The sequence below is a fragment of the Kribbella sp. NPDC055110 genome (assembly GCF_053607525.1).
This window is the reverse complement of the sequence record NZ_JBSGTS010000031.1, coordinates 58,471-81,821: the sequence shown is the minus strand read 5'-3', so window position 1 is coordinate 81,821 and position 23,351 is coordinate 58,471. Positions and strand designations below refer to the sequence as shown.

29 protein-coding genes and 1 pseudogene are annotated in these 23,351 nt (G+C 68.3%); 15 read left to right on the top strand and 15 right to left on the bottom strand.

Annotated elements, in window-relative coordinates; genetic code table 11:
• Positions 1-223 precede the first annotated feature (223 nt).
• Positions 224-925, top strand: a complete 702-nt coding sequence (locus ACWF0M_RS33640; protein ID WP_452239779.1) for an aggregation-promoting factor C-terminal-like domain-containing protein — start codon at positions 224-226, stop codon at positions 923-925.
• Positions 926-985: 60 nt separating this feature from the next.
• Here ACWF0M_RS33640 and ACWF0M_RS33635 read toward each other — a convergent pair whose 3' ends face one another.
• A complete protein-coding gene (locus ACWF0M_RS33635) occupies positions 986-1,936 on the bottom strand; it encodes a hypothetical protein (protein ID WP_452239778.1) in 951 nt (316 codons plus the stop codon).
• Here ACWF0M_RS33635 and ACWF0M_RS33630 point away from each other — a divergent pair.
• The 4 genes and pseudogenes from ACWF0M_RS33630 to ACWF0M_RS33615 form a co-directional block, all read left to right on the top strand.
• Positions 1,901-2,581, top strand: a pseudogene (locus ACWF0M_RS33630) (spermine/spermidine synthase domain-containing protein); the annotation flags it as partial. The gene ACWF0M_RS33635 and the pseudogene ACWF0M_RS33630 overlap by 36 nt on opposite strands.
• Before the next feature lie 228 nt (positions 2,582-2,809).
• Positions 2,810-4,213 carry a class II fumarate hydratase gene (locus ACWF0M_RS33625; RefSeq protein WP_452239782.1) on the top strand — a complete coding sequence of 468 codons (1,404 nt, stop codon included), beginning with the start codon at positions 2,810-2,812 and terminating at the stop codon, positions 4,211-4,213.
• The gene (locus tag ACWF0M_RS33620; protein WP_452239777.1) at positions 4,210-4,902 is read left to right on the top strand and encodes a DUF402 domain-containing protein; all 693 of its coding nucleotides are present in this window, start codon (positions 4,210-4,212) and stop codon (positions 4,900-4,902) included. The genes ACWF0M_RS33625 and ACWF0M_RS33620 overlap by 4 nt, the downstream gene beginning before the upstream one ends.
• A gap of 57 nt (positions 4,903-4,959) precedes the next feature.
• Positions 4,960-5,118 (top strand): hypothetical protein, encoded by a 159-nt coding sequence (locus tag ACWF0M_RS33615; RefSeq protein WP_452239776.1) that lies wholly within the window; start codon positions 4,960-4,962, stop codon positions 5,116-5,118.
• Between the two features lie 179 nt (positions 5,119-5,297).
• Here the strand turns inward: ACWF0M_RS33615 and ACWF0M_RS33610 are convergent, their stop codons facing one another.
• Positions 5,298-6,965, bottom strand: coding sequence for a fumarate hydratase (locus ACWF0M_RS33610; RefSeq protein ID WP_452239775.1), 1,668 nt, complete (start codon positions 6,963-6,965; stop codon positions 5,298-5,300).
• Positions 6,966-7,093: 128 nt separating this feature from the next.
• Here ACWF0M_RS33610 and ACWF0M_RS33605 point away from each other — a divergent pair, with 128 nt between their 5' ends.
• From ACWF0M_RS33605 to ACWF0M_RS33595, 3 genes are read left to right on the top strand one after another with little or no spacing between them, the layout of a single operon-like run.
• A complete protein-coding gene (locus tag ACWF0M_RS33605) occupies positions 7,094-7,783 on the top strand; it encodes a DUF1707 SHOCT-like domain-containing protein (protein WP_452239774.1) in 690 nt (229 codons plus the stop codon).
• A 45-nt stretch (positions 7,784-7,828) separates the two neighbouring features.
• Complete coding sequence (locus tag ACWF0M_RS33600) at positions 7,829-8,182, top strand: type II toxin-antitoxin system RelE/ParE family toxin (protein WP_452239773.1); 354 nt, start codon at positions 7,829-7,831, stop codon at positions 8,180-8,182.
• 1 nt (position 8,183) lies between these two features.
• Positions 8,184-8,483, top strand: coding sequence for a helix-turn-helix domain-containing protein (locus ACWF0M_RS33595; protein WP_452239772.1), 300 nt, complete (start codon positions 8,184-8,186; stop codon positions 8,481-8,483).
• Here the strand turns inward: ACWF0M_RS33595 and ACWF0M_RS33590 are convergent.
• The gene (locus ACWF0M_RS33590) at positions 8,480-8,989 is read right to left on the bottom strand and encodes a hypothetical protein (RefSeq protein WP_452239771.1); all 510 of its coding nucleotides are present in this window, start codon (positions 8,987-8,989) and stop codon (positions 8,480-8,482) included. The two genes, ACWF0M_RS33595 and ACWF0M_RS33590, sit on opposite strands and share 4 nt — an antisense overlap.
• Positions 8,961-9,482 carry a hypothetical protein gene (locus ACWF0M_RS33585; RefSeq protein ID WP_452239770.1) on the bottom strand — a complete coding sequence of 174 codons (522 nt, stop codon included), beginning with the start codon at positions 9,480-9,482 and terminating at the stop codon, positions 8,961-8,963. The genes ACWF0M_RS33590 and ACWF0M_RS33585 overlap by 29 nt, the downstream gene beginning before the upstream one ends.
• A gap of 75 nt (positions 9,483-9,557) precedes the next feature.
• Between ACWF0M_RS33585 and ACWF0M_RS33580 the strand changes: the two genes are divergently transcribed.
• Positions 9,558-10,367 carry a hypothetical protein gene (locus ACWF0M_RS33580; protein ID WP_452239769.1) on the top strand — a complete coding sequence of 270 codons (810 nt, stop codon included), beginning with the start codon at positions 9,558-9,560 and terminating at the stop codon, positions 10,365-10,367.
• On the opposite strand, the gene ACWF0M_RS33575 is transcribed toward ACWF0M_RS33580, so the two are convergent.
• Both ACWF0M_RS33575 and ACWF0M_RS33570 read right to left on the bottom strand, forming a co-directional pair.
• Positions 10,309-11,097 carry an ABC transporter ATP-binding protein gene (locus ACWF0M_RS33575; protein WP_452239768.1) on the bottom strand — a complete coding sequence of 263 codons (789 nt, stop codon included), beginning with the start codon at positions 11,095-11,097 and terminating at the stop codon, positions 10,309-10,311. The two genes, ACWF0M_RS33580 and ACWF0M_RS33575, sit on opposite strands and share 59 nt — an antisense overlap.
• Positions 11,085-12,413 (bottom strand): 2-isopropylmalate synthase, encoded by a 1,329-nt coding sequence (locus ACWF0M_RS33570; RefSeq protein ID WP_452239767.1) that lies wholly within the window; start codon positions 12,411-12,413, stop codon positions 11,085-11,087. Before ACWF0M_RS33570 ends, ACWF0M_RS33575 begins: the two co-directional genes overlap by 13 nt.
• A 172-nt stretch (positions 12,414-12,585) precedes the next feature.
• Here ACWF0M_RS33570 and ACWF0M_RS33565 point away from each other — a divergent pair, with 172 nt between their 5' ends.
• A complete protein-coding gene (locus tag ACWF0M_RS33565; protein ID WP_452239766.1) occupies positions 12,586-13,254 on the top strand; it encodes a FadR/GntR family transcriptional regulator in 669 nt (222 codons plus the stop codon).
• Here ACWF0M_RS33565 and ACWF0M_RS33560 read toward each other — a convergent pair.
• From ACWF0M_RS33560 to glpX, 3 genes are read right to left on the bottom strand one after another with little or no spacing between them, the layout of a single operon-like run.
• Complete coding sequence (locus ACWF0M_RS33560) at positions 13,251-13,721, bottom strand: hypothetical protein (protein ID WP_452239765.1); 471 nt, start codon at positions 13,719-13,721, stop codon at positions 13,251-13,253. The two genes, ACWF0M_RS33565 and ACWF0M_RS33560, sit on opposite strands and share 4 nt — an antisense overlap.
• Before the next feature lie 2 nt (positions 13,722-13,723).
• Entirely contained in the window at positions 13,724-14,665 is a 942-nt protein-coding gene (locus tag ACWF0M_RS33555) for a carbohydrate kinase family protein (protein WP_452239764.1), read from the bottom strand.
• On the bottom strand, positions 14,662-15,696 hold the full coding sequence (gene glpX, locus ACWF0M_RS33550) for a class II fructose-bisphosphatase (protein WP_452239763.1): 1,035 nt from the start codon (positions 15,694-15,696) through the stop codon (positions 14,662-14,664). The genes ACWF0M_RS33555 and glpX overlap by 4 nt, the downstream gene beginning before the upstream one ends.
• Positions 15,697-15,765: 69 nt before the next feature.
• On the opposite strand from glpX, the gene ACWF0M_RS33545 reads away from it, so the two are divergent.
• Together ACWF0M_RS33545 and ACWF0M_RS33540 are read left to right on the top strand one after the other, a co-directional pair.
• The gene (locus ACWF0M_RS33545) at positions 15,766-16,440 is read left to right on the top strand and encodes a DUF4245 domain-containing protein (protein ID WP_452239762.1); all 675 of its coding nucleotides are present in this window, start codon (positions 15,766-15,768) and stop codon (positions 16,438-16,440) included.
• A 187-nt stretch (positions 16,441-16,627) separates the two neighbouring features.
• Positions 16,628-17,284 carry a nucleotidyltransferase family protein gene (locus ACWF0M_RS33540; protein WP_452239761.1) on the top strand — a complete coding sequence of 219 codons (657 nt, stop codon included), beginning with the start codon at positions 16,628-16,630 and terminating at the stop codon, positions 17,282-17,284.
• Between the two features lie 115 nt (positions 17,285-17,399).
• Here ACWF0M_RS33540 and ACWF0M_RS33535 read toward each other — a convergent pair whose 3' ends face one another.
• Both ACWF0M_RS33535 and ACWF0M_RS33530 read right to left on the bottom strand, forming a co-directional pair.
• Positions 17,400-17,720, bottom strand: a complete 321-nt coding sequence (locus ACWF0M_RS33535) for a DMT family transporter (protein WP_452239760.1) — start codon at positions 17,718-17,720, stop codon at positions 17,400-17,402.
• On the bottom strand, positions 17,720-18,313 hold the full coding sequence (locus ACWF0M_RS33530) for a flavodoxin family protein (RefSeq protein ID WP_452239759.1): 594 nt from the start codon (positions 18,311-18,313) through the stop codon (positions 17,720-17,722). The genes ACWF0M_RS33535 and ACWF0M_RS33530 overlap by 1 nt, the downstream gene beginning before the upstream one ends.
• 42 nt (positions 18,314-18,355) lie before the next feature.
• Between ACWF0M_RS33530 and ACWF0M_RS33525 the strand changes: the two genes are divergently transcribed.
• Positions 18,356-18,982 (top strand): TetR/AcrR family transcriptional regulator, encoded by a 627-nt coding sequence (locus tag ACWF0M_RS33525; protein WP_452239758.1) that lies wholly within the window; start codon positions 18,356-18,358, stop codon positions 18,980-18,982.
• A 42-nt stretch (positions 18,983-19,024) separates the two neighbouring features.
• On the opposite strand, the gene ACWF0M_RS33520 is transcribed toward ACWF0M_RS33525, so the two are convergent.
• From ACWF0M_RS33520 to xseA, 3 genes are read right to left on the bottom strand one after another with little or no spacing between them, the layout of a single operon-like run.
• Entirely contained in the window at positions 19,025-19,612 is a 588-nt protein-coding gene (locus ACWF0M_RS33520) for an N-acetyltransferase family protein (protein WP_452239757.1), read from the bottom strand.
• Between the two features lie 7 nt (positions 19,613-19,619).
• A complete protein-coding gene (locus tag ACWF0M_RS33515) occupies positions 19,620-19,814 on the bottom strand; it encodes an exodeoxyribonuclease VII small subunit (RefSeq protein ID WP_452239781.1) in 195 nt (64 codons plus the stop codon).
• Positions 19,815-19,831: 17 nt separating this feature from the next.
• Positions 19,832-21,046: an exodeoxyribonuclease VII large subunit gene (xseA, locus tag ACWF0M_RS33510; RefSeq protein WP_452239756.1), complete on the bottom strand. Its 1,215-nt coding sequence runs from the start codon at positions 21,044-21,046 to the stop codon at positions 19,832-19,834.
• Between the two features lie 45 nt (positions 21,047-21,091).
• Here xseA and ACWF0M_RS33505 point away from each other — a divergent pair, with 45 nt between their 5' ends.
• Positions 21,092-21,589, top strand: a complete 498-nt coding sequence (locus tag ACWF0M_RS33505) for an HAD domain-containing protein (protein ID WP_452239755.1) — start codon at positions 21,092-21,094, stop codon at positions 21,587-21,589.
• A 94-nt stretch (positions 21,590-21,683) separates the two neighbouring features.
• A complete protein-coding gene (locus ACWF0M_RS33500; protein WP_452239754.1) occupies positions 21,684-22,715 on the top strand; it encodes a 4-hydroxy-3-methylbut-2-enyl diphosphate reductase in 1,032 nt (343 codons plus the stop codon).
• Here the strand turns inward: ACWF0M_RS33500 and ACWF0M_RS33495 are convergent.
• On the bottom strand, positions 22,708-23,349 hold the full coding sequence (locus ACWF0M_RS33495) for a hypothetical protein (RefSeq protein ID WP_452239753.1): 642 nt from the start codon (positions 23,347-23,349) through the stop codon (positions 22,708-22,710). The genes ACWF0M_RS33500 and ACWF0M_RS33495 overlap by 8 nt on opposite strands.
• Between the last annotated feature and the right edge of the window lie 2 nt (positions 23,350-23,351).

Below are 23,351 nucleotides of genomic sequence, written 5' to 3'. Positions count from 1 at the left end.
CGATATCAACACTGCTGTTGCCGTCGGCAGCTAAATATGTTTAAAAGAGACTGGTTGTTCGTGCGCTTAGTAAAAAAGCGTCTTAAAACCAGTGTTATCACCGGGGCGGCCGCCACGCGGCCCCCCCACCGTTCGTTCGTGACCTGCTTGTGATCACGGACGGTTTACGCCAGAGTATGTTCTCGTTGCAGCCGACGGGGGTCGGGTTTTCTCGGAAGGACAGATGAAAGCGAAGCGCTCCGTCGCGATTCTCGCAGTGACCGGAATCGCCGTGGTTTCCGTTGTCGCCGGTATCGACCTCTTCAGCTCTCCTGGGAGCAGCAGTGCGTCGGAGAAGGTGTCCGGGCGGGCCGAAATGGCCGTGCTGAACAGTGGGAAGGCGATCCCTTCCGCGACCACGCCGTCGGCCAAGCCGCAGTCGGCCGCCGAGATCGCCGCCGAGGCGGTCCGGATGCGGAACCAGGTCGAGGCCGTCGAGCAGCAGCGCACTGCCCTGCAGGACGCGGCCGCGGTGAAGATGAAGGCCAAGAACGCGGCTTTGCTGCGCTATCAGGCACTTCGGGAGGCCCAGCGCTCGTCGAGCGAGGAGCGGGCCAGCCGCGACGCCGAGCGGAAGAAGTACGAGGGCACGCCGAAGGAGGTCGCGATGAACCTCCTCCCTGACCACGGCTGGAGCCAGAGCCAGTTCAGCTGCCTGGAGAAGCTCTGGAACAAGGAGTCCCGCTGGAAGGTCAGCGCCGACAACCCGACGTCGACGGCGTACGGCATCCCGCAGGCGCTCCCCGGCAACCGCATGGCGGCGTACGGCAAGGACTGGCGGACCAACCCGGTCACCCAGATCAAGTGGGGCCTGGACTACATCGAAGCCACCTACGGTTCGCCCTGCTCCGCCTGGGGCCACTCCCAATCCAAGGGCTGGTACTAACCAACCCGTTGCGTCCGAAGAAGCGGCGAGAGGTCGTCGCACTTCTTCGGACGTAATGACTCAGTGGGGATGCCAGCCGCGGGCAATGAGGGCACTGCGGACCTGCTCGAGGAAGCGATCGGGGTCGGTACGCAGGCCCACGATGGGGATGCGCAGAACGGACGACCGGCGGGTCGTCAGGTGATTCTGCCGTACGGCGTCGGCGATCGTCGCCGGAGCGTGCAGGTGATGAGCGCCTTCGATCTCCACTACCAGGTCGTATTCGGTCCACTCGTTGTCGACTACGGCCCGGCCGTCACCGAGATCGTGGACGACTTGGCGATCCGGTTCCGGCAATCCGGCCGCCCTGCACATCTGCGCGAAGTCGAGCTCCGCCATCGACTGCACACCTCCTTGCAGGTCGACGAGGAGACGGAGGATGAACTTGCGCCTGCGGTGTCGGCGGACTGCCGACACCGCGTCGGTCAACGCTGCGACGGTGACCAGCCGTTGCTGTACCGCCATGGTCATGATCAACGCGGCCTGTCGGTTGGAGGCGGCCCACAGTGCTGCCCTCACGACCGCCACAACCGGGCGGACCCGCGGAGTGCCGGCGAGCACGAGATCCGTGGCCAGCCGGCGCCGGGTTTCGTGCAGCACCACTCCCGGCCACCGGCGCGGTCGTCCGGACTTCGGGATCGAGATATGGATGGCCGGCTCGGTGAAGCCCGTCAATCCGGCCGCCTGGAGAGCCGTCACACCGTCCAACGCGGCGCGGGAACCGACTTCGATCACCGCGGTCCACCAACGTCCTCGCTCGCAGAGTGCACCGGTGACGTTGCTGATCGACTGCGGTCCGCGTCTCGCCCAGCGGCCGGATCGGAGCTCGGCCCTGATGTCCCAGCGCCCGAGTCCGACGGCGTACAACTGCCTGCGACTCGCAACGCCGTACTGCTGTGCGAACAGCTCGCCGGTGGATTCGGCCCGTCGCCGCCGATGCCCCGCCGCCCGACCCTCATGTCCTCCCATCACCCGCGAGAGCATCCCTCCCAAACCCCTTCCCGCGCCACCGCCCCCCTCCCGCCCTGTGGACAACCGCGTTACGTCCGAAGAAGCGGCGGGACCTCCCTCGAATTCTTCGGACGTAAGGAGGTGGGGGAGGATGCTGGCGTGGCGGAGTTGGCGCGGGTGGTCGGTGAGCGTGGCGAGTTGGTGCTGCGGCGGCGGTACGACGGGGCGCTGGAGTTGCGGGTCAACGGGGTCTTCGTGATGGACGACCAGGAGACGTCGAGCGAGGAACTGCTGGCGTCGGCTGCACTGGAGGCGGTGCGTCACCCTGACCGGGTGCTGGTCGGTGGGTTAGGACTCGGGTACACGGTCCGCGCGCTGCTGGCCGATTCCCGCCTCGGTCAGGTGATCGTCGCGGAGATCGAGCCGGACGTGGTGTCCTGGATGCGCTCCGGCCTGGTCCCGTCGATCCTCGACGACCCTCGTGTCGGTGTGGTGGTCGGAGACGTCCGGGCCGTCGTCACAGACCTCCCCGACGCGTCGGTCGACGCGATCCTGCTGGACGTCGACAACGGCCCGGACTTCCTTGTCTACAACGAGAACTCGGCCATCTACGCGCCCGACTTCCTGATAACGTGCCACACCAAGCTGCGCGCGGGCGGCGTCCTGACCGTCTGGTCCTCGTCCGAGTCAGCCGCTCTTGAGGCAGCCGTCCGCTCCGTCTTCGGCTCCTGCGACGTCAAGCCTGTCCCGGTCGAACTCCAGGGCCGCCCCGAGCTGTACTACGTCTATCAAGGCAATGCAGCATTACGAAGGAACCGCCCAGCGTCTGTGTCGTTGTCCACAGGTTGCCTATCAGGGCGTTCCGGAAGGGCCGATCGACGTACTCTTTTTGGCATGGGTGATGACGCGGAGTTCAGGATCGAGCACGACACGATGGGCGAGGTGAAGGTGCCTCGGGACGCATTGTGGCGGGCGCAGACGCAGCGTGCGGTGGAGAACTTCCCGATCTCCGGGCGGCCGCTGGCGCCGGCGCTCGTGCACGCGCTCGCGCAGATCAAGGCCTCGGCCGCGGTCGTGAACGCCTCGCTCGGGGTGCTCGACGCGGACCGGTCGGAAGCGATCGTTGCCGCCGCGGATCAGGTGGCGGCGGGGGAGTTCGACGCGGAATTCCCGATCGACGTCTTCCAGACCGGTTCGGGTACGTCGACGAACATGAACGTCAACGAGGTCCTGGCCACCCTCGCCACCCGCTCGCTCGGCGCGGACGTGCACCCGAACGATCACGTCAACGCGTCGCAGTCCAGCAACGACACCTTCCCGTCGGCGATCCATGTCGCCGCTACGGCCGGCGTCGTACAGGAGCTGCTGCCGGCGCTCGAGCACCTCGCGGATTCCCTGTCCCGTAAGGGATCCGAGTTCGCCGAGGTGGTGAAGTCAGGGCGGACGCATCTGATGGATGCGACCCCGGTGACGCTCGGCCAGGAGTTCAACGGCTACGCGCAGCAGATCAGCCGCGGTGCCGCGCGTGTGCGGGCGACGCTTCCGCGGGTCGCCGAGCTGCCGCTGGGCGGGACGGCTGTCGGGACCGGGATCAACACGCCACCTGGCTTCGCGGCCGCGGTCATCACCGAGCTGAACAGCCGGACCGGGCTGGAGCTGACCGAGGCCGAGGACCACTTCGAGGCCCAGGGGGCTCGTGACGGGCTGGTCGAGCTTTCCGGGCAACTGAAGACGGTCGCGGTCAGCCTGACGAAGATCTGCAACGACCTGCGCTGGATGGGTTCCGGGCCGCGCGCCGGGCTCGGCGAGATCGCATTGCCGGATCTGCAGCCCGGGTCGAGCATCATGCCCGGCAAGGTGAACCCGGTGATCTGCGAGGCGACGTTGATGGTCGCCGCCCAGGTGATCGGCAACGACACCACGATCACCGTGGCCGGTGCCGGAGGCAACTTCGAGCTGAACGTGATGCTGCCGGTGATCGCGCGCAACCTGCTCGAATCCATCAACCTGCTGGCGAACAGCTCCCGCCTGCTCGCCGACCGCTGCGTCGACGGCATCACGGCGAACGTCGACCACGCCCGCGCGCTGGCCGAGTCGTCCCCGTCGATCGTGACCCCGCTGAACCGCTACATCGGGTACGAGAATGCGGCCGTCGTCGCCAAGAGTGCTTTGAAACAAGGGAAAACGATCCGCGAGGTCGTGATCGAGAACGGTCACGTCGAGAAGGGAGACCTGACCGAGGAGCAGCTGGACGCGGCCCTCGACGTACTGTCCATGACCCGGCCGGTGCAGTCGTGACCGACGGCGTGACGCAGGAAGTCAGGCGGTACTGGGAGCCGGGGACGACGATCGAGTGGGTGTACGAGGGCACCGGGCGGCATGCGGACAAGCCGAACGTGCGGCCGATGACGGTCGTGCGTGACGACGCGGACGGGCTGGTCGCCTGGCTCGCTCCGGGTACGCCGTTGCTCAAACCGGTCCTCGCCGACGGGCGGGAGATGCGGCGTGCCGGTCCGGTCGCGATGTTCACCGAGGAGCGGGTGCTGAAGCTCGACGTCTGGCACGGGACCGGGATCCTCAAGGTGTCGCCGCCCGGGAAGCCGTGGTCGGTCTGGTACTTCTGGGGCGAGGACGGGACGTTCCACGGGTGGTACGTGAACCTCGAGCGGGAGCATGTGCGCGACTGGGCTTCCCGGCGTACCAGCACTGTCGATCATGTGCTTGACCTCTGGATCAACCCGGACCGCAGCATCGACTGGAAGGACGAGGACGAGCTGGAGGGCGCGGTCACCGCCGGGCGGTTCACCGCGGCCGAGGCGGAGGCGATCGTCGCCGATGCGCACGCTGCGATCCGTGACATCGAGGCCTGGACGTCGCCGTTCTCCGACGACTGGCAGTTCTGGTCCGCGCCGCCGGACTGGCGACTGCCCGTCGCGCCGACGACCCATCAGCCGACTCTGATCGCGGCGGAGCTCCACAGCGGCTGACAACACAGGTGGGTCACGAGCACTTCCATCCGGCAGGTTCGGACTTACCTTGGAAACATGTACACGATCGAGTTGCAGGACGAGGAGCTCCAGATACTGCGATCCGCGCTCAGGAGCTACCTCCAGGCCTTCGGCCACAACGAAGCCGACCTTGTCCAGGCCGCGAAGAAGCTGATGCTCAAACTGCCCGAAGCCGTCGAATCCCAGGCCGGCTGACAGCCAGTCCCGCACCGCCTCCAGCTCAGCGCCCGGACTCCTCGCACCGCCGATCCTTGGACCCGGGCCGGCCACCTCCGGTTGCGCGGGCGGACTGTGCGGGGACGGGTTTTCTGGTGCTTCCCGCCAACTGTTTTTCAGCTGCGCGGGCGGGGGACGGGCGTTCTGGTGCTCCTGCTTCAGCTGCGCGGGCGGACTGTCAGGGGGACTGGTTTTCTGGTGTCGGTGAAGAAGTCGTTGCCTTTGTCGTCGACGACGATGAAGGCCGGGAAGTCCTCGACCTGGATCTTCCAGATCGCCTCCATGCCGAGCTCCGGGTACTCGATCACGTCGACGGACTTGATGCAGTCCTGTGCCAGTCGTGCCGCCGGCCCGCCGATCGACCCGAGGTAGAACCCGCCGTGCTCCTTGCACGCCGCCGTCACCTTCGCCGACCGGTTGCCCTTGGCAAGCATGACGAACGATCCACCGGCCGCCTGGAACTGATCGACGTACGCATCCATTCGCCCGGCAGTCGTCGGCCCGAACGACCCGGACGCGTACCCCTCCGGCGTCTTCGCCGGCCCCGCGTAGTACACGGCGTGATCACGGAGATACGCAGGCATCGGCTCGCCCGCGTCCAGCCGCTCCTTGATCTTCGCGTGCGCGATGTCCCGCGCCACCACCAGCGGACCGCTCAGCGACAGCCGAGTCTTCACCGGCAGCTTGGACAGCTCGTCGCGGATCTCGCTCATCGGCCGGTTCAGGTCGATGCGGACGACCTCGGTGTCGTCGGACAGGTGCGCGTCCGTGGTGTCCGGCAGGAACCGCGCCGGGTCGCGCTCGAGCTGCTCCAGGAACACACCTTCCGGCGTGATCTTCGCCAGCGCCTGCCGGTCCGCCGAGCAGGACACCGCGATCGCGACCGGGCAGGACGCGCCGTGCCGCGGCAGCCGGATCACGCGGACATCGTGGCAGAAGTACTTCCCGCCGAACTGCGCCCCGATCCCGAACTCCTGCGTGAGCTTGAAGACCTCCTCCTCCAGCTCCACGTCCCGGAACCCGTGCCCCAGCGGCGATCCCGTGGTCGGCAGCGTGTCGAGGTAGTGCGCGGAGGCGTACTTCGCGGTCTTCAGCGCGTACTCGGCCGACGTGCCTCCGACCACGACCGCCAGGTGGTACGGCGGGCAGGCCGCCGTACCCAACGACCTGATCTTCTCGTCCAGGAACTCCATCATCCGCGACGGGTTCAGGACCGCCTTGGTCTCCTGGTAGAGGAACGACTTGTTCGCGGAGCCGCCGCCCTTGGCCATGAACAGGAACTTGTACGCCGGGTCGCCGCTGCCGGCCGGGGTCGAGTAGAGCTCGATCTGCGCCGGGAGGTTGGAGCCGGTGTTCTTCTCGTCCCACATGTTCAGCGGGGCCATCTGCGAGTAGCGCAGGTTCAGTTTCGTGTAGGCGTCGTACACGCCGCGGCTGATCCATTCCTCGTCGACCGCGCCGGTGAGTACGCCCTCGGACTTCTTGCCCATCACGATCGCGGTGCCGGTGTCCTGGCACATCGGGAGGACGCCGCCGGCCGAGATGTTCGCGTTCTTCAGCAGGTCGAGCGCGACGAACCGGTCGTTCCCGGACGCCTCCGGGTCGTCGATGATCCGCCGCAGTTGCGCGAGGTGTGCGGTCCGCAGGTAGTGCGAGATGTCGTGCATCGCCTCCGCCGTCAGCGCCTGCAGCACTTCCGGTTGAACCTGCAGGAACGTCCGATCGCCTGCGGTGAACGTGCTGACACCCTCCGTCGTCAGCAGCCGGTACTCCGTCTCGTCAGCACCCAACGGCAACAGATCGGAGTAGTTGAAGTCGGCAGACACCGGGCATACCTCCACACAGACTGGACTGGATCCCCAAAGCCTAACTCTCGCTCTCAGGGGTCGGATCAGGGGTGAATCGGGGAGGAAACGGGTCTGCGGGCGGGGGTGGGCGCGCGTATGGTTTTGGGGTGGCTCAGGATGACGTTCCCCAGGAGAACCGCCCGCAGGATGTCGTGCCCGCGCAGGGCGGTGACGATCCGGTGCTGCGGCGGCGGGTGTCCGATCTCGAGCGGGAGGAGGTCGCCGACATCCTCCGTGACGCCGCGGGCGAGGGCCGGCTGTCGTACGCCGAGCTCGAGGACCGGCTCGAGACGCTGTACGCCTCCAAGACGTACGGCGAACTCGTCGAGCTGACCGCCGACCTGCCGAGCGGCCCGCGGGCGCAGAGCGTGCCGTCCACCACCCCGCAGTACGGCGGTGCGCTGGTGGAGACCGGTCCGGTGCTGAACGTGTTCATGTCCGAGTCCAAGCGGATGGGGAACTGGCTGGTCCCGCAGCGCCAGGAGGTGAACGCGGTCCTCGGCGACGTCACGCTCGACTACACCGAGGCGCAGATCCCGTTCGACGAGATCACGATCGACGTGAAGTCGATCCTCGCGGACGTGAAGATCCGGGTCCCGCAGAACGCGATCGTCCTCCTCGACAGCAACCCGATCCTCGGCTCCGTCTCCGAACAGGAAGCCGGCCTGAAAGCCGTCCCGGACCCGAACGCCCAGCCCGCCGCCCCCAAACGCTTCCACATCCGCGGCACCGCCATCCTCGGCGAAATCAAAATCAAACGAGGCCCCCGCCTGAGCAAGCGCCTCGGCCTCACCTGACTCAGCGCTAACAGGCAGTAGCCGGATCGTTATAGCATCCTTGCTATGCCCTGGGGTACCGTTGAACTTGAAGCCGAGGTGCGTACTTGGCTCGAAGCTCTACCGACCGATCTGTTCGCCCGTGCCGCCTTCTACGTGGATCTCCTTGCTGAGCGCGGTCCGCTGCTGGGGGAGCCGTACACCAAACAGATCGAGGGAAAGCTCCGTGAGTTGCGCTTCTGGCTTGAACAGGATGCGATGCGGGTTACCTACTGGATCGCGACCGACCGGCGGATCGTTCTGCTGACCGTGTTCAGGAAGAGCCGGATGCGGGAGGTTCGGGAGATCGACAGGGCGGTGCGGGCGTATCGCAGATGCGTACGCGAAGCCCATATGGTCGCAGCGACGGAGGAGGACTGAGGTGACTGACCGGACTGGATGGGATGGTCTGCGGGAGCGCCGGATGGCCGAGCCTGGCGCATTGGACGCGTACGACGCCACGCGCCGTGCCTTCGAACTGGGGGCCAGTGTTCGGACGATGCGTGAGCAGCGTGGTTGGACACAGACGAGGCTGGCTGAGGCAGCCGGGATGACCCAGTCCGCGCTGGCGCGGTTCGAGGCCGGAGGGACCGTGCCCACTCTTGCTTTGCTGGAGCGCATCGCCCACGCATTCCATGCCCAGCTCGTCGTTCGCTTCGACGAAACAAGTCCTGCGGCCTAGGTCCTGTCGGGCGAGCTCGCCGTTCGGCGGTGGTCGGCGAGTAGGTCGGACAGCCAGTACCTGAACGCAGGGACGTTGCGTACGTGGTCATCGCCGAGTTGGAGCTTTCTTTTGGGGGCGTTCGGCACGATGGCGAAGTAGCGGTCGCCTGGCGGTCCGGTCAGTTCGGCGATGGTGTCGATGTCGCTCCAGGCCAGGAACCGCCGGCGCCCCAGCCGGATACCCGAGCCGTCAACGGTCAGGACCGGCCGCAGCGCGACAAGTTGCCAGATGCCGAAACCGCCGCCGACCAAGCACGCGGTCATGAGCAGCACTGTCACGGTGGGCCAGACGCCGCCGCTCTTCAGCGCATTCGGCAGTTCGGTACCGATGAGGAACAGCAGAAAGAACGGCCCCGACACGCCTTGCCGCAGCATCGGTCGGCGCCGCAGCGGAAAGCTCACCTGCCCGGACCGCCGCAACTCGGCGGTCCAGACCTCAGTGGGCCCGTCGCCGATCGCTGTCATTGTCGTCCTGTCGGGTGCCGGTGTGGCGCTGGTCCTCGAGGACCTCTTCGAGCCAGGTTTGGAAGGTTTGCAGGTCGTTGACGTGTTGCTGGGTGAGGACGAGGTTCTTGGCCCAGACGTTCTTGGGGTGGATCTGGAGTTGGCGGGCCATCTTAGGCCCGGAGATGGGGCCGATGGAGCCGATCTCGTCCCAGGGCAGGAAGCGGCGGCGGCCTTGGTGGATGCCGCGGTGGTCGATGACGAGGAGCGGGCGCTGGGTGACGAGCTGCCAGGTGATGCCGAGCACGAGAGCGGCGCACAGCGTGATCAGCAGGTAGGCGATGACCGGCCACCCGTGGTCGAACATGTCCGGGATGGTGCTCGCGCCGAAGAATGCCGTGGGCAGGAACAGTAGCCCTGGAAACTGCAGGAACGACCAGCGGCGGAGGGGGAACTCGACGCGGCCGTTGCGGTGCATCTCGACCATCCAGGCCTCGGGCAGTCGCTCGCCCATCACAGTCATGGTGCCCCCAGCTCTCACGACTCCACCCCCGGAGCAGATCTCACTGTAGTGCACGACACTTGGCATATGGGGCGGATCCGCGTGGTGCTCAGTTGGGCGTTCGTACGCGGTCCGGCAGCGGCGTACGAGCTGGCCGATTCCGGCTCCTCCCTGTTCGGGATCGGGGCCGTCGTGGCGATGCTTCTCGTCGGTGTGCTCGGGGCCGGAGTCGGCGCGCTCGTCGCCCTCGTGGCGCACAGTTCGGTCGGCGATGCGGCGTTCGTCGGCGGGATGATCGGCCTCGGCGCGGTGATGGCCTGGCTGGTGCTGACCCTGGTTGTCGTGGCTGTTCTCTGGGTCCGGGGCGTCAGTCCGGTGGAGACCGCGACCGGTGAGCGGCCGGCCGGGCGGCACGCTGCGCATTCCTCCGGATGGCGGCGGCGTGGGGAGCCGCTCGTACCGGGCAGCCTCGTGGCGTTCTTCGTGCTGATGGTGATCCCGTTCGGGGCGGAGGGTCTGCACGCACGGAGCGTGGCGCGCCCGGCGGACGGGCCGACCGCGATCATCGACGGGGCGGTGGTCAAGATCCACGAGCCCGGGTGGTTCGACAAGGGCTCCGGCACGGTGGACATCCGGTACGTCGTCAGCGGTGTGGAGCACACGTTCAACACCACACGCGACCCCGGCGAGCACGTCCTCCGGCTGAGCGACGTCGTACCGGTCGAGTACGTCCTCGCCGAGCCGGGGAAGGGGCGTGCTGTGTGGATGCTCGAGTCGGCGCGGGAGGACACGGGGTTCTGGCTGTGGCTCGCCGGCGGATGCGCCGTACTCGCACTGCTCAGCGGCGCTGGGTACCTCGGTGGGCGGTTGCGGTCCAGCGGCCGGCGTGGCGGTTGATCTCGATCGGGTGGTCGAAGGTCGCCGAAATCAGTTCGGTGGTGATGACGTCGTCGACCGGGCCGGCGGCCAGCACGCGGCCCTCGCGGAGGAGGGCGGCGTGGGTGGTGCAGGTGGGGAGTTCCTCGAGGTGATGGGTGACGAGGACCCACGCCAGGTGCGGGTGGCTCAGGTGGATCTGGTCGAGCGTCTCCAGCAGCTGCTCGCGCGCGGCGACGTCCAGGCCGGTCGACGGCTCGTCCAGCAGGAGCAATTGCGGGTCCGAGATCAGCGCCCGCGCGATCAGCGCGCGACCACGCTCGCCCTGCGACAGCGTGGTCCAGTGCGCGCCGGCCAGCCCGCCGATCCCGAGCAGCTCGATCAGCTCCAGAGCGCGAGCCTCCTGCACGGGAGTCGGCTCCCAGCGTGGCATGCGCTCGATCGTCCCGGTGAGACCGGTCAGTACGACGTCTTGGATGCTCAGCGGCGAACGCAGCGGGTGCCGCGGATTCACGTGCCCGATGGACTCGCGCAGGGTGCGAATGTCGACCGTACCGAGCCGGCGTCCGAGGATCTCGACCGTACCGCGGGTCGGATGCGTGACCGCGCCACACAACCCGAGCAGTGTGCTTTTGCCCGCGCCGTTCGGCCCGAGCAGCGCCCACCGCTCACCCTCGCCCGCGGTGAGCGACACCCCGGACAGCAACGGCTTGCCGTCCCGGACGAAGTCGACGTCCTTCAGTTCGAGCACCCGTAAACCTCCTCGTACAACGCCTTCAACTCGTCGGCACTTGCTTCCCGCCCGGTCGCGTCCGTGTGCCGCTGCACGTGCCGCGCGAACTCCCGCTCCTGTTCCGGAGACAGCCGGATGCCGTACACAGACTGCAGCACATGCGCGATCCCACCCTTACCGGACTGGCTGTTCACGCGTACGACGGCCTCGTACCCACGCCCGACGTCCGCCGGGTCGATCGGCAGATAAGGCACTTCCCAGACACCAGGACCCTGTACGGCGAACCCCTTGCGGATCGCGTCCTGGTGCGTCCCCGAGAAGGCGGTGTAGACCAGCTCCCCGACGTACGGATGCCTGGGATGGATCGGCATCCGCGTGCAGTACTCCACCACTGAACGGATCCCGTCGATGTCCGAGAAGTCGATCATCGGGTCGACGCCCTGCGCGTGCAGGTTGAGCGCGAGGGTGGCGATGTCGACGTTGCCGGTGCGTTCGCCGTTGCCGAAGATGCAGCCCTCGACGCGTTGGGCTCCCGCTAGCACTGCTAGCTCCGCGCAGGCGATCCCCGTACCGCGGTCGTTGTGCGGATGCACCGACAGGATGACGCCGTCGCGGCGCGGCAGGTTCTGGTGCATGTATTCGATCTGGTCGGCGTACACGTTCGGTGTCGCGGCCTCGATCGTCGCGGGCAGGTTCAGGATCACGGGCCGATCCGGTGTCGCATCCCACTGCTTGGTGAGGTGATCCGCCAGCTCGAGCACGTAGTCCGGTTCGGTCAGGTTGTAGACCTCGGGCGAGAACTGGAACCGCACCGAGTCCCCGGCCAGGCGCAGGATCTCCTCGGAGCCGGCGTAGATCATCGACGCCAGTTCGTCCCGCGTACGGCGCAGTACGACGTCCCGCCACACCGGCGCGGTCGCGGCGTACATGTGGATCACCACGTCGCCGCGGATGCCCGCGACCGACTCCACGGTCCGCTCGATCAGGTCCCGGCGGGCCGGTGTGAACACCACGATCGCGACGTCGTCCGGGACCAGGTCGGACGTCGCCAGGAGCCGTACGAAGTCGAAGTCGGTCTGGGACGCGGACGGGTAGCCGACCTCGATCTCTTTGTAGCCGATGGCAACCATCAGCTCGAAGAAGCGGCGCTTGCGTTCGGGGTCCATCGGGTCGGCCAGCGCCTGGTTGCCGTCGCGGAGGTCGACCGGCACCCAGAGCGGCGCCGTCGTGATCCGGCGGCCCGGCCAGGTGCGTTCGACGGGCGCGACCGGGACCCGGGCGAAGATGTCGCGATAGCGGTGGCTGGGCATGGAGGAGGGCTGCTGGCGATTCATGAGGAGGTCCTTCCGGGGGAGCTGGGAGGACCGGCGGACGCTGCACTCCACGGAGGGAGCGCCGGTCGAATCAGCTCCAGCCGTGGCGGCCGAGAAGGAGACCCGAAAGCAAGCGCATGCCGAGCACCGTATCAACTCCTCAGACAAGCTGACAAGCTCTAGAATGGTCGGCATGATTCGCCGTCATCCGCTCGTCGAGCAGGCCGCTGAGGAGTTGCTGCGCCGGATCGGGAGCGGTGAATGGGTGCTCGGCGCCAAGCTTCCCGGCGAGACCACGTTGGCCGCGCAGCTCGGCGTCGGCCGGTCCACGATCCGCGAGGCCGTGCGGGAACTGGCCGGCCGGCGGGTGCTGGAGAGCCGTCAGGGCGCGGGCGTGTTCGTGATCGCGCTCCAGGCCGCCGAGGACTGGGACAAGGTCCTGCGGAAGGCGGACATCACCGACGTACTGGAAGGCCGGCTGGCGATCGAGACCGAGGGCGCCCGGCTGGCGGCGAGCCGTCGTACGCCGGCGGACCTGAAGAACTTCCGCTACACGCTCGCGGACCGCCAACGGGCCGCCGTGAAGGCGCCCGACGACTGGTACATCGAGGCCGATCTCGCGTTCCACCGCGCGGTCGTGACGGCCGCGCACAACGCCGTACTCACGGAGCTGTTCGACACGTTCGTGCCGCGGATCCGACGCGCGATGATCGACATGCTCAAACTCGACGAGGAACACCGGCACCGCCACGACCAGGCCGCCCACGAGGCGATCGCGGACGCCATCCGCGCCAAGGACCCAGCCCTGGCCGCCGCCCGCGCCCGCGAACACCTAAGCGCAGTTCGCAGTTCGATGAACTAGTCGCGGTGCTGTTCGTGGAGGGAGCGGAGCCAGGGGGCGAGGGCGTCCAGGTCCTGGACGTTGTCCTGGGGAATCGAGATCGGCCGCGTACGGCGGTCCGCCGGGTTGATCTGCACCGCGCGGGCCAGCGGCCAGCCGGTGGGCTCGTCGATGCTGGTGATGCCCGACCACTGCAGGCTGCGGCCGCGGGTGATGCCCTCGGCGTCGACCGTGATGACCGGGCGGTTCGTGATCAGCTGCCACGCGGTCAGGCCGGTGCCGTACACGAACGCCGCGAGTGCTGTCAGCCGCAGTACGCCGAGTGCGCCCGACACACCGTCCGCGCGCAGGTGCTCGACGTTCGTCCAGGCCGACAGCACCATCAGCAGCCCGAATCCGGCCAGCCGCACCGCGAGCCTGCTGCGGCGCGGCCGGAAGTCAACGCTGCCGTTGGACTCCAGCTCGGAGGTCCAGGTCTCGGCCGACACCCTCAGGAACCCCACTTCTCCGCGTGCTCGGCCGCGGTCGGCGGGTCGGCGCCGTGCCGGGTGCAGGTGATCGCCGCGGCCTTCACCGCGTAGTCCACGACGTCCCGCAGGTCCTCGGACGTGAGCCCGGCCAGCCGCCGCTCGCCGAGCAACCCGCGCGCGTCCAGTCCGGCGATGAGCGCCGACATGAACGAGTCGCCCGCGCCCACGGTGTCCACGACCTCGATCACCGGCGCGGTCACGTCCACGTGTGCGTCCCGGGAAACCCCGAGCGCGCCGTCGCCGCCGCGCGTGATCACCACGCACTGCGTCCGGTCGGCGGTCAGCAGCTCCTTCGCGATGTCCATCGGCGCGAGACCGGGCCGTAAGAACTCGCAGTCCTCGTCACTCAGCTTCACCAGATCGCTCAGCGCCGCAAGCGCCCGTACGGCGTCCCAGGTCGACACCGGATCGGGCGTGATGCTCGGCCGCGCGTTCGGGTCGAGCGTCACGGTGACCGGCTGATCGGCGACCGATTCCAGGAACTCGCGGATCGCCGTGGCGCCAGGCTCGAGCACGGTCGCGATCGAGCCGGTGTGGACGGCCGGGCAGCCGCGGGACAGCGACAGCGCCGGCGGTTCCCAGGTGATGTCGAACTGGTACGTCGCCACACCGGCCGCGTCCAGCGTCGCAGTCGCCGTACTGGTCCGGAACTTCGGGTCGACCGATCCGGGCGCGAGCTGGACACCGTTCCCGAACAGATGCGCGCCGAGCTGATCGCCGTACGCGTCGGTCCCGATCCGGGTCACCAGCTCGGTCGGTACGCCGAGCCGGGCGAGCCCGACCGCGACGTTCGCCGGCGAACCACCGGGCGTCGCGTTGCTCTTCCCGTTTCCGTTGCGGGCCTTCGCGGGTCCGACGATGTCCACCAGAGCCTCGCCGACGACGAGGAGCGGAGCGGTCATCGGGCGTGCTCGAAGTCGATGGCGGAGTACGCGCGGAGCTTCTCCAGCTGGTGGACGCTCTCGATCGAGCGGATCGTGCCGCTGCGGGAGCGCATCACGAGCGAGTGGGTGCGGGCGGTGGAGCGGCCGTAGCGGACCCCGCGGAGCAGTTCGCCGTCGGTGATACCGGTCGCGACGAAGAAGCAGTCGTCACCGCTCACCAGGTCGTCGGTGTCGAGCACGCGGTCCAGGTCGTGCCCGGCGTCGAGCGCCTTCTGCCGTTCCGCGTCGTCGCGCGGCCAGAGCTTGCCCTGGATCTTCCCGCCGAGGCATTTCATCGCGCAGGCGGCGATGATGCCCTCGGGCGTACCGCCGATGCCGAGCAACATGTCCAGACCGGTGTCCGGGCGGGCCGCCTCGACCGCGCCCGCCACGTCGCCGTCGGAGATGAACTTGATCCGCGCGCCGGTGGCCCGGATCTGGGTGGCGAGCTCGTCGTGCCGCGGCCGGTCCAGCAGTACGACGGTGACGTCGTCGACCGAACTGCCCTTCGCCTTCGCGACGCGGCGGATGTTCTCCGCGACCGGGAGCCGGATGTCGACCACCTCGGCCGCCTCCGGGCCGACGACGAGCTTCTCCATGTAGAAGACCGCGGACGGGTCGTACATCGAGTTCCGCGCGGAGACCGCCATCACCGCGATGCCGTTGTTCATGCCCTTCGCGACCAGCGTCGTACCGTCGACCGGGTCGACCGCCACGTCGCAGGCCGGGCCCTCACCGGAGCCGACCTGCTCGCCGTTGTACAGCATCGGGGCGTTGTCCTTCTCGCCCTCGCCGATCACCACGACGCCGTCCATACCGACGGTGCCGATCAGCGTACGCATCGCGTTCACCGCCGCGCCGTCGGCGCCGTTCTTGTCGCCGCGACCGACCCAGCGGCCCGCCGCCATCGCCGCGGCCTCGGTGACCCGGACCAGTTCGAGGGCGAGGTTCCGGTCGGGCGCGTGCGCGTCGACCTCCAAGTGGGCCGGTGGGCTGGTCGGATCGCTCATGCCAACGGATCGTAGCCAACGCCCTTGGGGGGTGTTCGGGCGGATTGCACCTCGCGAGACACTGTCGTCATGAGTTCCACAGGTCAGGACGCTTCCGACGAGGCTGCCGCCCAGCAGAAGGCCGACGTGAAGGCTGATGTGAAGGCGGACGTGCGGGCGCAGGAGAAGGCGCGGGAGCGGGCGCAGGTCCAGGCGGAGGCGAACGAGTACCGGCAGGCGTACCGGCGGGACAAGAAGAAGTCGCAGACCGTCGGGAACATGGTGTTCGCGCTGGTGATCTGCCTCGCGGTGGTCGCGTTCCTGATCACGGTCACCTGGCGGCCGAAGAAGGAGGAGAAGCCCAACGCGGTCGAGTACACCGCCCAGCTCGAGGACGCGCGAAAGGCCGCCGCCTGGGTGCGCGGACCGGAGCCGATGCCGTCCGGGTGGACCGCGACCAGCGTGGAATTCCGCACGCCGCAGCAGGAGCCGATCACCTGGCATCTCGGGGTCGTGACGAACGAGAAGAAATACGTCGGCCTCGAGCAGTCGAATGTCAGCGGCGGCAAATACGTCGCCGACAAGCTCGGCCGGACGACGGACGACGGTACGGCGTCGGTCGGCGGCGTGACCTGGCAACGCAAGGTGCTGCTCGACCGGAAGAACGAGAACGCCTTGCTGCTGGTGGGTTCCGGGGTGACGACGATCGTCGCCGGAAATGCCGGATATCCGGCGCTTGAAGCGTTCGCTTCGGTCCTTCACTGACATTTGCGCTGACCTGCGGCAACCGGCGGACTGCCCATTTTCCGGTCATTTCCGACCACTTTCCGGACGGTCGTTGACACATGCCCACGGCAAGCGGTTCGATCGAGGCTCGGCTTGCGTACGCTCGGGGACCAGCAGAAGGGTCGTCGAATGGTCGCGCCGTCCCCGGTGGGGAGTTGACCCGCAAATGTTCATCACGGGGCTTTTGCTGGGCGCAGACAGCTCACCGCATCTCGGTGCTCCCTGGCAGTTGCTGGCCTATCAGGGCGGCACGCTGCTCGGCGCCGCCCTGGAGAGCGCCCGGGAATGCGCTTTCGATCAGCTGGTCGTGACGCTGGGCAGCGCGTCGGAGCAGGTCCACGACCGGATCGACCTCGACGGGGTGCGGGTCGTCGAGTCGCCGCACTCCGACACCGGTAGCTCGTCGATCGTGCCGGCCCTTGATGCCGTCGACCGCCGGGCCGACGGCATCGTCGTACTGCTCGGTGATCAGCCCGGGATCACGTCCGCCACCGTCTGGTCGCTCGTCGCCGAGGCCTCCACGCCGATCGGCGTCAGCCGGTACGACGACGGCGAGAGCTACCCGTGCTGGTTCGGCCGGGAGCTCTTCGGCGAACTCCGCGACCTGCGCAGCGACGCCGACCTGTGGGACCCGATCCACGAAGGCACCCACCCCGTCACCCGAGTAGATGCCATCGGCAACATCCCGCCGCGCGCCACCACCTGGTCCGCCTACCACCAGCTCCTGGCCGACGGCGCCACCCCCACCGACGACCTCCCCCTGGACACCCACCACATCCCCACCGCCCCGCACGCCCGTCGCCGACGCCGCACGAACACCTGACCGCGGGCACCGCGGACCGCCACCACTCATCAATTGCGCCGACGCGGCGGCTCGCACGCTCAGCGCGCGGCTGCGAGCGGCCTCGTGAGCGCATTGATGAGTGGTGGCGGTCCACCTACTCGGCGCCGGCTAGGCGCAGGCCGACCACGCCGGTGACGATCAGCGCGATGCAGGCGAGGCGCATCGGGGTGATCGGCTCGTGGAACAGGACGACGCCGAGGATCACAACGCCGACCGAACCGATCCCGGTCCAGATCGCGTACGCCGTACCGACCGGGAGGCGATCGAGTGTCTTCGCGAGCAGGACGACCGAGATCACGCCGAACACGAGCACGCCGAGCGTCGGCCAGAGCCGGCTGAAGCCCTCGCTCGGTTTCAGGCTGAGCGCGAACGCGATCTCGAACGCCGCCGCGGCGAGCAGGATGATCCATGCCATCAGGCCGCCAGTGCTCCTCTCAGATGCCGGTGCGTGACAGTCGCGACCCGCGCGCCGAGCGCGGCCGCGGTCCGCAGGTCGGTGGCCGGCGGCGCCTTCTCCGCGGACAGGTCCGCGTCGGACTGCGCCATCGCACCGAGCCAGCTGCCGAGCCGGTTCAGGTCCTCGATGCTCGCGGTGCTGTCCGCCCAGCCCGGGTAGATGTCGAGGCCGACCCAGATCATCCCATGCTGCGCGGCGAACACGGACAGGTCGACCAGGCTGTTCAGCTTGTCGCCGGACATCGCCTTCGAGTTGGTGAATCCGGCCGCGATCTTGTCCCGCCAGCCGAGGTCGGCCGCCCAGATCCGGACGCTCTCCTCGGCGAACTTCTTGAACACCCAACTCGGGCTCCCCATGTACGTCGGTGCGCCGAAGATGATCGCGTCGGCAGCGGTCAGCCGCTCCCACACGTCCTCGGTCAGCTCGTCCAGCGGCACCAGATCGGTCGTGGTCCCCGGAACCGACGCGGCGCCTTCGGCCACCGCCTCGGCCTGCTTCGCGGTGTGGCCGTAGCCGGAGTGGTAGGCGATCGCGATCCGAGCGTTGCTCATGTCTGCTTCCTCCTGAGTCTTTAGCGGACTACAGTCCGTCTTATGAACGACAGTACCGGACCGCAGTCCGCTTTACAACGGAGCCTGCCGGTCGTGGGGGAGCCGCGGCCGGAACGGGCGGATGCGCGGCGCAACCGGCTGCGTGTACTGGAGGCCGCCGAGCGGCTGTTCACCGAGCGCGGCGTGAAGAACGTGTCATTGGACGCGATCGCCGCGGAGGCGGGCGTCGGGAAGGGGACCGTGTTCCGCCGGTTCGGCGATCGCGCCGGCCTGGCGGTCGCGCTGCTCGACGAGCGCGAGCAGGAGTTGCAGGCGAAGATCATCAGCGGTCCACCGCCGCTCGGACCGGGCGCGCCGCCCGTCGTCCGCGTGATGGCGTTCCTCGACGCGTACCTCGACCTACTCGATCGGCACGTCGCCCTGTTCATGGACAGCGAGAACGCCTCGGACGGCGCGCGCTACCGCATCGGCTCGTACCACCTCTGGCACCGCCACCTGTCCCACCTGATCGAATCCGCCCGCCCCGAACTCGACGCGGACTACACGGCCCACGTTCTGCTAGCACCGCTAGCCGCCGACCTACACAAGGCCCTCCGAGACCAGGGCTACGACCTGGACCGAATGAAAGCCGGCCTCCAAACCCTCACAACCACCCTCCTGACGACGTGACCCGCGAGCGCTGAACCCACTCCCCGCGTGACCCGCGAGCGCTCAACCGACCCGCTGCTTCGTGGGCGGCTGGCGGGTTATGTGACCGGTGGCGGAATGTAGTTCCGGCTCTGCGCAAACCTTCACCAGCCGGATCTCGGGGAGGTTGCTGAGCGAGGAGTGGGTGCGGTCGGGCGTTTCCGTGAAGCCGTAACGCGTGTAGAAGCGGCGCGCGCGGATGTTTGCCTCGAGCACCCAAAGTTGGACGGCGGTGCAGCCGGCTGCGCAGAGGTCGGCGCAGGCAGCGTCGGTCAGGGCGCGGCCGGCGCCGGTTCCCCAGTGGTCGGGGTGGACGAAGAGCGCGTACAGCTCGCCGGTGTTCGGTGGCGCTGCCTCATCACGCTCCGGCCCAACACCGGCGTACCCGATCACCTGCTCGCCGGCGACTGCGACGTACAGCCGGGATCGACCGGCATCGATGCTGTTCGCCCAGGAGGACGCGATCGAGTCCGGGTCCATCGCGTCCAGGAAGTCCTGGGGGACGAGGCCGGTGAACGCCGCTCGCCAGCTGGCTACGCGAGCTTCAGCGGCACCGAGCAGATCCTCCGGCCGTGCCGATCGCGTCGCGAGGTTTCCCGGTCGGGCGGGCATTGGGTGTTCAGTCGGGCTTCTTCTCGTGGGCGGCTTGGGCCTTGGTGAGGCGTTCGCGGGCGCCGTCCAGCCAGCGTTGGCAGGTGGCGGCGAGTTCTTCGCCGCGCTCCCAGAGGGCGAGGGAGTCCTCGAGGCTGGTGCCGCCGGCCTCGAGTTTGCGGACCACGTCGACGAGCTCCTCGCGGGCCTGCTCATACGTCATCTCGGGTCGGTCGCCGCTCACTTGTCCTCCTCGGACTTGACTTCGACCGCGAAGCGGCCGTCACTGACCCGCGCCTGCAGCAGGTCACCCGGCGCCACCTGCGCCAGTTCCCGTACGGCGGTGCCGTCGGCCAACTGCAGAACGGAGTACCCGCGCTCCAGCGTCGCCTTCGGGGACAACGCCCGCACACTCGCCAAGCGGTGCGTGAGGTCGTCGCTCGCCCGGTCGAGCCGATGCGTGAGCGTACGTCGATTGCGCTCGACGAGGGCCGTGATCTCGTCGGACCGCCGCTGCAGGTCCGACACCGGCGCCGCCAACGCGGGTCGCGATCGGATCGCCGCCAGCGCGTGCGCCTCGCGATCCAACCAGGATCGGATCGCCCGCAGGCCGCGTTCGCGCAGCTGCCGTACGCCGTCCAGCTCTTCGCGCACGTCCGGCACGATCCGCTTCGCCGCGTCGGTCGGTGTCGACGCCCGGAGGTCCGCGACCAGGTCGAGCAGCGGCGAGTCCGGCTCGTGCCCGATCGCGCTCACCACCGGCGTACCCGTCTTCGACACCGCCCGGATCAGGCCCTCGTCGGAGAACGGCAGCAGATCCTCCAGCGACCCGCCGCCGCGCGCGATCACGATCACCTCGACCGCATCGTCCGCGTCCAGCTTCCGCAGCGCGGTCATCACCTCACCGGCCGCCGACGGGCCCTGCACCGACGCGTACTCGATCCGGAACGCGACCGCCGGCCAGCGCCGCTTCGCGTTCTCGAGTACGTCGCGCTCGGCCGCCGAGTCCCGCCCGCAGATCAACCCGACCGTGTGCGGGAGGAACGGCAGCTTCTTCTTCCGGTACGGCTCGAAGAGGCCCTCGGCCGCGAGTAGCTGTTTCAGCCGCTCGATCCGGGCCAGCAGTTCACCGATCCCGACGTGGCGGATCTCGCTGACGGCGAGCGCGAGCGTGCCGCGGCGGGCGAAGAAGTTCGGCTTGGCGTGCACCAGCACCCGCGAGCCGTCGCTGACCTCGACCGTCTCGAACACCCGCCGGTTGCAGGTGAACCGCAGCGAGATGTCCGCGTCGGTGTCCCGCAACGTCCCGAACACCGTCGTCGTACCGCGGCCGATCGAGACGTCCGTCAGCTGCCCCTCGACCCACACGGCACCGAGCTGGTTGATCCAGCCCGCGATCCCGTTCGCGATCGTCCGCACGGCCGCAGGCGCTTCCGGCGAGGTCTCCAAAGCCACCCCCAGACCCTACGACCCCGCACCGACATTCCCTAACGTTGAGTAATGCGCCCACTCCTCCTACTGGATTTCGACGGCCCACTCAACCCACACCGAGCCAACGGGATCCCGCCTGGGTACGAGCGGCACGAGATCACTGAAGGCGCGAAGACTTGGCGGGTCCTTCTCAATCCACGCCACGGGGTAGAGCTCAACGCGCTCGCGGACCGTTTCGACCTGGTGTGGGCGAGCAGTTGGGAGCACGGCGCCAACCGCCTGCTCGGGCCTTTGCTCGGTTTGCCTGAGTTGCCGACGATTCTTTGGCCCGATCGGACGCCGGTACGCCGGGGTTCCTGGAAGGCGGCGTACGTCGCGGAGTGGGTCGGTGCTCGTCCGTTCGCGTGGGTGGACGACGAGGTGGGCGACGTCGAGCGGGACCGCTTCCCGCGGGCGTTGATCCTTCCGGTCGACGCGCGGGTCGGGCTGACCGACCGGCATTTCGGCGTACTGCGGGAGTGGGTCCGAAAACCCTTTGCGCACAAGGCGTTTCCGGGCGATTCTTGATGCGCAGGTACACCTCCCATGGAGGAGCCGTCCGGACAGGGCGGACGGCTCCCCGGTGACGCTGCTCACATATCACGGCCCGTACCATGGGGGCGTGACTCCTCAGCCTGACGACATCGGTGCCGCGACCGCGACGACGACGAAGCGCGTGCTCCTCGCCGCGCCCCGTGGGTACTGCGCGGGGGTCGATCGGGCCGTGGTGGCGGTGGAGAAGGCGCTCGATCTGTACGGGCCGCCGGTGTACGTGCGCAAGGAGATCGTGCACAACAAGTACGTCGTACAGACGCTGGAGAAGCGTGGGGCGATCTTCGTCGAGGAGACCGACGAGGTGCCCGAGGGCGAGACGGTGATCTTCTCCGCGCACGGTGTCGCGCCGGTGGTGCACGAGGAGGCGGCCGCGCGGCAGTTGAAGACCATCGACGCGACCTGCCCGCTGGTCACCAAGGTGCACCACGAGGCGAAGCGGTTCGCCGCGACCGACTACGACATCCTGCTGATCGGCCACGAGGGGCACGAGGAGGTCATCGGCACCTCCGGCGAGGCCCCGGAGCACGTGACGCTCGTCGACGGCCCGGACGACGTACCGAACGTCACTGTCCGTGACCCCGAGAAGGTCGTGTGGCTGTCCCAGACCACGCTGTCGGTCGACGAGACGATGGAGACGGTACGGCGGCTGCGCGAGCGGTTCCCGCACCTGCAGGACCCGCCGAGCGACGACATCTGCTACGCCACCCAGAACCGCCAGGCCGCGGTCAAGAAACTGGCCGCGGACGCCGACCTGATGCTCGTGGTCGGCTCCCGGAACTCGTCGAACTCGGTGCGCCTGGTCGAGGTCGCGGTCGAGCACGGCGCGAAGGCCGGCTACCTGGTCGACTTCGCCGACGAGATCGACGAGGCCTGGCTGGACGGCGTCGACTCGGTCGGTGTCAGCAGTGGCGCGAGCGTGCCGGAGGTGCTGGTCCGCGACGTCCTGCGCTGGCTGGCCGAGCGCGGGTACGGCGACGTACAGGAGGTCACCACCGCGGAGGAGAGCCTGACGTTCGCCCTCCCACGCGACCTCCGCACCGACCTGAAGGCCGCCGGCCTCCCCACCACCGGCACCTCCGACCACGCCTGGACTATCTGACCACCAACTGCGTGGTCGTGGTGGTCGGGAACCAGCCCTTCGTGCCGCAGTAGCGGATCGTGTACGTGAACTTGTAGGTGCCCGGCTTCGTGAACGTGTGGGTCTCCGGGATCACGTACGTCTGCGAGCCCGTCTTCAGTTGCTTCGTGGTGCAGTCGATCGAACCGCCGTCGGAGCCGCCTGGCACGCCTTCTCCGAAGGAGTAGTCCGTGCCACCGGACAGGTCCACGAACGGCGAGTTCGCGTCCAGCAGCGTGCCTTCGGGGATCGCCGTCGGGACGAACGCCTTCCCGGTCACGGTGACGGTCATTCCCACCGTCCGGCCGTTCATCGACGGCTTCAGCCGTACGGCGATCGGCGGCGCCGGCTTCGGTGCGGCGGTTGGTGGGCCGGTGACGATCGACTTCGGGGCTCCTGGCGTGTTGGTGACCGGCGGTGCGCCGCCGATGTCCGTGACGTTGCCCAGGGCAAGTGCGATCGCGACCGCTGCGGCCGCGGCGACAGTCGTCACACCGGCGGCGCGACGTCGACGTACCGTCCGAACGCGGGCAAACACGGCTTCACTCGGCACTGCGGTCGGCGGTGGCGGATCCGCGACCAGCTGTGCGAACCGGTCCTTCAGGTCTTCGGTCATGA